We start from the raw sequence: 8,321 nt of genomic DNA, 5'->3' as shown, positions 1-8,321 counted from the left end.
AAAAGCTGCCGTTCGCCGCTAACCCAAATCTCTCTTTATTCCGCAGAAAGTTATGATAAAAAAATCAGTAATTGCTGGCACAATCGCAATTTTCGTATGCATCATTGCTCTTTCACTTTGGGTGAATAAAAGTTCTCTTGGTGTCTCGGTGATGAGTCTGTTTGGCGTGAAGTAACGAGCCGAGGTTTTCGTACTACTTGAAGGGCTGCTTCGGGGCGGACCTCGCCAACAGCGGCAACCGGCCAGAAGCTGACAGGCGACTTGATAAGCTTGTGCTCTTGGACGACAACGACGGAAAAGGAATATAGATCATGTACCGATTGCTGCTTCAATCTACGGCCGTGTCGCAAGCAATGGGGCGCTGGGCCAATTTTGTCGGCGAATTCGACGAAGTCTTCGGATATAGCTATTTGGGAGACGTTTTCTTACGTAATCCTTCCAGTGGCCAATATGCAGTTCTTTTTACAGTAAATCCGGAAATCGTTCCACTGGGAATGAATTCAATCACTGCTTTTATCGAATCTTTTCTTGCTCATCCCGAGACCAAGCGATTGATTCTAAAGGAAGAAAAAGTCGTCGAAATTAAAACCCGACTTGGGTCTCTCGATGATGGCGAGATTTTCATTCCTGTACCTTTTCCATTTATGGGTGGGGACAGCTCAGTCGCGTCATACAAGAAGGGGAATTTCTTCACATATGTGGAGTTGGTGGGTGGATTGCAGGATATCGAACCGTATAGAGCGGTGGGAACGTAGCTTAATGTGTCGTCCGATTTGGGGCGGAACCTGGCAACGACGGCAACCGGCCAGCAGCAGACATTGACGCATATGTGCTTAAAGGGATATGACGTGGGTAATTTGAATGAAGGTGCCAAGGAAGCACGCAGTGAGATCAAACGCTTCCAGGAATACATCAATGCGCCGAGTTTGGTGCCAGACCAATGCTACCGCATGGCTAGTCCGACTTATGGGTTAGTGTGCTATGTGAACCAAGTTACGGCTCTATTCTTGAGCAAGAACTACTCCGTGATTCCAATCTTTCTGAAGAGGTCATACGATGCGCTTTTGGCAGTCACTCATGCTCGAGTAAGTGAGCCATACCGGAATCTGGTCATCCATTATCTTAGCCACGTTGCTCATTTTCTGGTTGATTACTCTTGCCTAGACCAAGATACGGCGAGCAATATTGAATTTATCCCACCGGCACTGCTTGAGCTTTCGCCTAGTTCGTTACCTGCAGACTTGTACGTAGCAAATGAGTTCTGAACGGAATTACTTGCATGATTATTATTGAAGTGCCGTTTTCGGCCAGTTGCAGACAGTGGTTAGCTGACCCGAGCACCTAGCCACGGAGACCGAAACCCTGCAAGGAGCATAAGTGGATTTCGCGGAACTAGCTTTTAGAAGAATTGATGATCGGCAGCTAAAAGCTGACGCCTATGTTGATTGGGCAAATGAGTTGCTTGAAGGAGGTTGTGACGTCCCCAGCATTTGGGAGTTGGCGGCCTACCGCTGGGATGCCTATATTGATCCTGATCAAGTTGAACGGTTATTTCTGTCATGCGTAGGCGACCTGGGGCTCGAATTGCAGAGTGAATGGTACGTCGCTCTTTGCGCATATTCAAGCAGCTTATGCGAGCGAATGTTGCGTGGTATTACGCAACCGTGGGACTGCTTGATTGAAATGCTGACTCTCGCAGACGATCACAATGAACCGTATATTCATTGGATTTGGATAGACCTTTCACGTGACCTTGAGCCGATAGAAAGAAGAAGATCAGATTACATTTGCTTCAATGGCACATTGGACCTTAAGAAATCCGATGACTGCATACGCATGGTCGCGCAGCAGTTCATCGCCCTTTGCACGTTACCTCTTTCCGAGAAATTCCCATGGGTTTGGCTATGTCAGGAATGCGGTGCGGTTGGCGAGGAGAGTACCTTTACCGAGGCAAAGGCTTGTTTGTGTACAAAGTGTGGAACTACCTTTGCGATGAAAAACATGCGTTTCTTCGAGCATCGAGATGAACTTGTTAGGCGCTGCGCGGCGAAGTGAACTGGGACCACGGCTGGCGCGACCATGTTATCAATGGCCAACCCGATGTCAGCTACGCGGCGGATGCTTAGTGAACGAGTACAATCGGCCAGCAGCGGCCATTCGAAGCAGCGTGACAATGTGTGAGATTTTCTGATTGGCAATCCGCTATGCTCTGGTGCCGCTACCGGCCAAGAGCGGAAGTGCATGACGTTATTAAAGTGTAGTTTAAGGTTACCCTATGATTAGTAAAGAAAGCGCTCCGGCGGCATGGACCACACTGATGTGCGAGCTTGAAGATGCGCAAGAACACTTGACCACGCTCATATCGGAGATGAGTAGGGAGGTTGACTACGACGAGGTAAATCTTCGCATTGATCTCGGCCATGTGTTTGCGCACTTGAACAGGGCTTGGCATCTGCGTGACTTGGCGGAGGACCTCGATCAAGAGCAGTGGGAGCGAGCCGGTCAATTTCCCCAGGACTTAGACCCGGTATAGCTCATGGACGAGATTGGCTGGATCGGCCAAAAGCGGACATTGGGAATCGAGATATATCATGCATGATCGTAATAACACGTTCTGAGGATAATGAGTATGGACTCCGAACACGTTCTCTATATTAAGCGTCCAGGTCCTAGGCCTGCGTTCCACCTCGTGGCTGAACACTTGTGGGGGGCGGGTTGCAACTATGACTCAGACGGAAATAGTATGACGGCCCTAGATGGCGAATGGACAGAACTCACTGTAGACTTGCGCGGGGCAGGGCAAGATGAACAATTGAGCATAGACCATCTCCCTCATGGTCCCCTCGTTCTGGTCGTTCGCTCACCTAGCGAGACCCTTTGCGCGCGCGCTACGCAATTCATTGTTAGTTGCTCAGGCGGCGCAATTGAACAGCCACCGGATGAACTATTTTGAATGCTAAACGATCTCAAAGGCAGGACAAGTAGGTCGAGCGCCTTACATGTACAACCGAACTCCGACCGACCGCAAAGGGACGAATCCGGCAGCGGCGGTAACCGGCCATAAGCGGACCCTGCCATTGAACGCCAAACATCGAAATCAAGCGAAATGACGAAGCTGCATGAACAGCTTGAGAAGGTTATTGATGAGGCAACATTTCTCGCCTTTGTTCAGACCCGATCGTGGATCGTCGATATACTTTCAGCTGGAGCAGAAGCGCTACCATATAAATATTGCGAAGCAGTGTTGCGGTTAAGAAACCTAACAGACGCGAGGGTTGGGTATCTTCAAACCTTTCCCGAATTCGACGGATACTGCAGACATGAATTTTCTTCCCGCAATCAGTGCTTCTGCGTTGCAAGCGCTGCAAGATCGTGCCGAAATCAATCTGGCCAAAATCCTGCCGCGTGTCGGACCCTCACTTGCAGCCTTGATTGTTGTCTATTCAGTGTGGGACTTGTTACTCGATCCCGCCAACGCAATACAGTCAAGTATGACGCGTGTCCTGTTTGCTGGACTGGCTGCGATCGGATTTTGGCCCGTCGTTTCCAGCTGGACGGCCCACTTCCGAGCGACATGGTCGCACTGGATGCTCTCGAGTGGTGTCATCCTTGCCACCGCCCAGCTCGACGGCGGTCTCGTCGAGGGCGTCGGCGGTATCGTCCTCGGCCTGTTCTTGGTTCCCTTCATTGCTAACGGCGCCAGTCATTTTGCGATAACCGTCACGCCGCCGGCGCTGCTTTTCATCCTATGTAGCGTCGCGCAGTGCACCTTGCCGGAGCTGGCACGGGGCCTGCTCTTGTATGGCTCCGCAGTTGCCGTGGCCTTTATGCAGATGCGCATTGCCATCGCCATTCGCTTTCATGCCCTGACGATTGAAAGGAAGCTGATACGAGACGCCACGCATGACGCGCTAACGGGGATCCATAACCGGGGCTGGCTGGCCCAGCAGGCTGCACTAGCTTTCTCCGCAGCCCGGCGCTATCGCACCGAGCTTGTTTATGTCATGCTCGATATCGATTTTTTTAAGCGCGTCAACGATACTCATGGGCACCAAGTTGGCGATGAGGTCCTGAAAGCTGTGGCGCGGACGATCCAGGGCACGCTCCGCGAAAGCGATCATTTTGGCAGGTTCGGCGGAGAAGAGTTCTTTTGTATCCTTCCACATACGTCCAAGGAAACCGCCATGCAGTGCGCGGAACGGATTCGGCAGGCGGTCGCGGCGCTGGAAGTGCAGGCGGCGGACGCCGTCGTGACGGTCACGATCAGTATTGGCCTGGCCCCCATGATGGACGCAGATGGCAGCTGGGAAGACCAGCTCAAGCGCTCGGACGAGGCACTCTACCTAGCCAAACAATCGGGCCGCAACTGCGCCCGGTTTTCGGACTGAAGCTCCGTTCCTAGCCACCAGGCCGTCAAGAGCGCATACTTAAGCACAATACGATGCTACTTGCACGGCTACGCAATCATTCAAATTGACTAACATTTTCGGCACATTGTTCAGAGACGATTACCCTGTCGCCAATCTGCTACGAGTCCTAGTCGTGGCGTGCTGGTTGCCGGGCATGGTCGGGCTCGGAATCGTTGTCTTCGCCGATTACCGTGAGGAACGTCAGCGCCTGCTTAACGACAACATGCAGCGCGCACGGGCGCTAGGTCATGCGATCGATGGCCACATTTTGCGGGCGCAGTCGCTAGTCCACTCGTTTGCCATCGCCGATGAGATTCTGTCGGGTGATGTGAGGAACTTCTCAAAGCGCGCCTCGCGGGCCATCGCCGGCGCCGGCCTGCGCGGTCACATATTTGTCTACCGGTTCGAGAATGGTCGTCCTCTCCTCTATTCCAGCAAGGATGACCGGTTTGTCGCCGAATCCATTGATAGCGCGGCGGCGCGCCTAGTGTTCGAGCGTGGAACCAGCGTCATTTCTGACCTGACCATCGACCCTGATTCGGGCCATGCGTTCGTCAATGCGCACGTGCCCGTCATCTTGCACGGAAAGGTGACGTATTCGGCGGCGATCGCTATTCCCACAACGGAGCTGACGGCGGAGCTGCTCGCGCAAAGCTTGCCTAGTGGCTGGCTTGTCGGCCTCACCGACCGAAAAGGGATTATCGCGGGTCGCAGTCGCGATAGCGACAAGCACGTCGGCCGGCCCGCGAGTCCCCAACTACGCGCGGCGGTCCTGAAAAGCGATGTAGGAACACTCGAAACCATTACGCGCGAGGGCATCGCGAACCTGACCGCGTTCTCGCGCTCGCCGCGCACCGGATACACAACCAGCATCGGTGTGCCACAAGCCGAACTCATCGGTCCACTGCAGATGAAGCTGGCAAGCCTGATCGGCACGTTCGCCCTCGTTTTCGGGCTCGCCTTGCTGCTGGCGCGCTATATGAGCAAGCGGATTTCCAATTCGGTTCAAGCCTTGATCAAACCTGCGATCGCCCTGGGACAGGGAACGCCGATTGCGTTCGACCGCTTGCACCTGGCCGAAGCGAACGAAGTCGCGGCTGCCATTGGGCGTGCCGCTGAACTGCTGACGCAGCGCGACCGAGCCCTCCGCGCGCAACAGGAAGCACTTCAGCAATTTCATTTCTTTACCGAAAACGCGAACGACATCCTGCTGGTGCTTGAAGAAGCCGGTCAGATCCGGTACGCGAATCGAATGGCGTCCAGGCGCCTCGGCTACGGCAATGCCGAACTGCTGGGGATGGAGATTTTCCAGATCGACAAGGCCGCCACGCCGAAACTGTTTGGTAGGTTGTTCGAGTATTCTCGTTCGACCCAAATCACCCCGTTCGAGCGCGAATACACATGCAACGACGGATCCGTGTTCCCGGTCGAGATTAATGCCACCGTCCTGGAACACAGTGGAGAATGGCTGATGTATGTGGCGCCACGCGACATCAGCGAGCGGGTGCAGGCCGAACAGGCGGTCAGGTGGGCAGCGACGCACGACGCCATGACCGGGCTGGCGAACCGCGCCTGCCTGCGCGAGTGCCTGTTGACGCTCCTGTCGGCCGAGCACTGCATTCTCGACAGCGGTGCCTTGCTGTATATCGACCTCGACCGATTCAAGCCGGTCAACGATGTCTATGGCCACGAGGTTGGCGACCGGGTGCTGCTGGAAGTATCGCAGCGGATTCAGGCCCTGATGCGCCAGACCGACCTGCTGGCGCGCGTCGGCGGCGACGAATTCATCGCATTGCTGGGATATCGGGACGACGGCGGCCGGCACGCGGTGGACACGGCCAGGTCGCTGATCGATGCGGTGTCCGCGCCGATCAAGTTCGGCAACATCGAAGTGAAACTGTCGGCTAGCATCGGCATCAGCCGCTTTCCCGAACATGGAGACAGCGCCGATGTGCTGATCCATGCCGCCGACCTGGCCATGCTGCAGGCCAAGCACGACGGCCGCAACGGCTATAGTTTCTACGCTCCGGAGATGGACAAGCAGGCGCAGTTCGCCATCCAGGTCGAACGCCGCTTGCAGCAAGCCCTCGAGCATGGCGCTCTTGCGCTGCACTTCCAGCCCATCGTGAACCTGGCGTCGGGGGCAGTCGATGGCGTCGAAGCCCTGGTGCGGCTCGAAGATGGCATCGAACCGCCGCTGGGACCGGCCGCCTTCATTCCGGTTGCCGAGATGTGCGGGCTGATTGCGCCACTGGGCGAGTGGGTGTCGCTCGAAGCCTGTCGCCAGCAGGGCCGCTGGCGCGACGCTGGCGTCCATCTCCAGGTCTCGGTCAATGTCTCGGCCCTGCAATTTCAGCGCGCCGACTTCATGCCCCAGATCCGCAAGCTGATCGCGGTCTCAGGCATCAATCCGCACTGGCTGGTCGTCGAACTGACCGAAACGGCGGTGATGGAGAATATGGCCGAAGCGGTGCAAATTCTAAGCGAACTCAAGAAAATCGGGATCAGAATCGCACTGGACGATTTCGGCACGGGATACTCCAGCCTCAGCGTCCTGTCGAACTTGCCTATCGACAAGCTCAAGATCGACCAGTCATTCGTACGCCGCATCGATACCGATCATGCCAGCCGCGCCGTGATCGATGCCGTGATTGCTTTGGCAAACAGTCTGGAACTTGAATTGGTCGCAGAAGGCATCGAAACGGAAAGCGCGCTGCAGTACCTGCGCGAACGCGGCTGTCAACTGGGACAAGGCTATTACTTCAGCCGCCCACTGCCGCAGTTGGCGCTGGGGGAATGGGTCAAGAAACGAAACGCCCAGGTTGCCGACGACAATCGTTGTTCCTCCTGAATGCGAAGAGGTAGGTGCGCTCGAAGGGAAACACCATTGTTTGCGTGGTGAGACTGCGTCCGGCAACGAAGACATCATTTTCAATTCATCAACCCGTCGTGTGATGTTCGACTTCGCTGTATCGCTCGTTCAAGCAGCCGTGTATGGAACAAGTGGGGAGCAAGAGTTTTATCCGCTAGCGTTGAAGGGAGGTGGGTGGTCGTGAATGGTGTGAGGATGAGCGAAGACGGTGCCCAGCCGTTTGTACTCTGCGGAAGTTCCCCCAATGTGAGCATGCCTAGGTTTCACAATGGTTCGTTAGCGGACGCTACAACAGGTCCACAACAGCTTTGAGTCGTTAGCGGACGTCGAGTCCGTCCTAAGCGAGCTGTCCAAATTTTCCCATGTAGCAACAAATCGGGTAGACTGATTGCTTCGTGATGTGTGCTCCGGTCAGAAACATCCGTCCAATCGGCTAAGCGCTGCCTGCCCCTAATTAGCTTCGCCAGGGCGGAAGATAAGCGTTGTCATAGCCTCGCATGGTCTCCATCCGCGACAGCCACGCATCTAGTGCGGAAGACGCACGCTTAAGAGTCGCTAACGAAACTGGACAAAAAACTGCGCCTTTGTGGCGCCCGTGGCCGACCGGCAGTCGGTACACCTGAGAGGGAAAGCATATATGGGCGAGTGGTCAGACTATTTTGAAGACTTCCCGGAAGAGAATCAGGCCAACTATATTGGGGGAAGATTTGATCCTGCGGGGGCCAATGCGCAGCGGGATGCTCAGCAAAAAGCCTCACAAAAACTGAGGAAAGAGCAGCAACGACTTGACGCAGAGATTGCTGCCATCGTTCAAAAGCATAAACCAGCGGAGTGAGTACGGAAAACGTCCATGTTCGGATGCCTGTCAATGGTCAGCAATAGACATCTTTGCCCACGGCAGTTTTTTATTGCCAATCTGCAATGGCGGCCGCCTTGCGTGGTAACGAATGCGACGAGAAGACCGCCTCCGTTCAGATGGGTGCTATGCATCGACACCGGTGCGACGGAGTCTTAGGGGAAGTCCGTCGCTTCGAGCATGC

6 protein-coding genes are annotated in these 8,321 nt (G+C 54.9%); all 6 read left to right on the top strand.

What is annotated here, in order from left to right:
• Positions 1-311 precede the first annotated feature (311 nt).
• The 6 genes from V3C40_RS27810 (at position 312) to V3C40_RS27785 (ending at position 8,116) form a co-directional block, all read left to right on the top strand.
• The gene (locus V3C40_RS27810; protein ID WP_331779112.1) at positions 312-755 is read left to right on the top strand and encodes a T6SS immunity protein Tdi1 domain-containing protein; all 444 of its coding nucleotides are present in this window, start codon (positions 312-314) and stop codon (positions 753-755) included.
• A 622-nt stretch (positions 756-1,377) separates the two neighbouring features.
• Complete coding sequence (locus V3C40_RS27805) at positions 1,378-2,055, top strand: hypothetical protein (protein ID WP_331779111.1); 678 nt, start codon at positions 1,378-1,380, stop codon at positions 2,053-2,055.
• A 220-nt stretch (positions 2,056-2,275) separates the two neighbouring features.
• Positions 2,276-2,533, top strand: a complete 258-nt coding sequence (locus V3C40_RS27800) for a hypothetical protein (protein ID WP_100427734.1) — start codon at positions 2,276-2,278, stop codon at positions 2,531-2,533.
• Between the two features lie 787 nt (positions 2,534-3,320).
• Positions 3,321-4,388 (top strand): GGDEF domain-containing protein, encoded by a 1,068-nt coding sequence (locus V3C40_RS27795; protein ID WP_331779110.1) that lies wholly within the window; start codon positions 3,321-3,323, stop codon positions 4,386-4,388.
• A 175-nt stretch (positions 4,389-4,563) separates the two neighbouring features.
• The gene (locus V3C40_RS27790) at positions 4,564-7,260 is read left to right on the top strand and encodes a bifunctional diguanylate cyclase/phosphodiesterase (RefSeq protein ID WP_331779114.1); all 2,697 of its coding nucleotides are present in this window, start codon (positions 4,564-4,566) and stop codon (positions 7,258-7,260) included.
• Positions 7,261-7,918: 658 nt separating this feature from the next.
• The gene (locus tag V3C40_RS27785) at positions 7,919-8,116 is read left to right on the top strand and encodes a hypothetical protein (protein WP_082493723.1); all 198 of its coding nucleotides are present in this window, start codon (positions 7,919-7,921) and stop codon (positions 8,114-8,116) included.
• The last annotated feature ends 205 nt before the right edge of the window (positions 8,117-8,321 follow it).

Origin of the sequence: Janthinobacterium sp. LS2A, assembly GCF_036543145.1 — a bacterium.
Lineage (GTDB): Bacteria > Pseudomonadota > Gammaproteobacteria > Burkholderiales > Burkholderiaceae_D > Janthinobacterium > Janthinobacterium aestuarii.
Note: the sequence above shows the minus strand (reverse complement) of the source record. Positions and strands in the feature narration are given on the sequence as shown.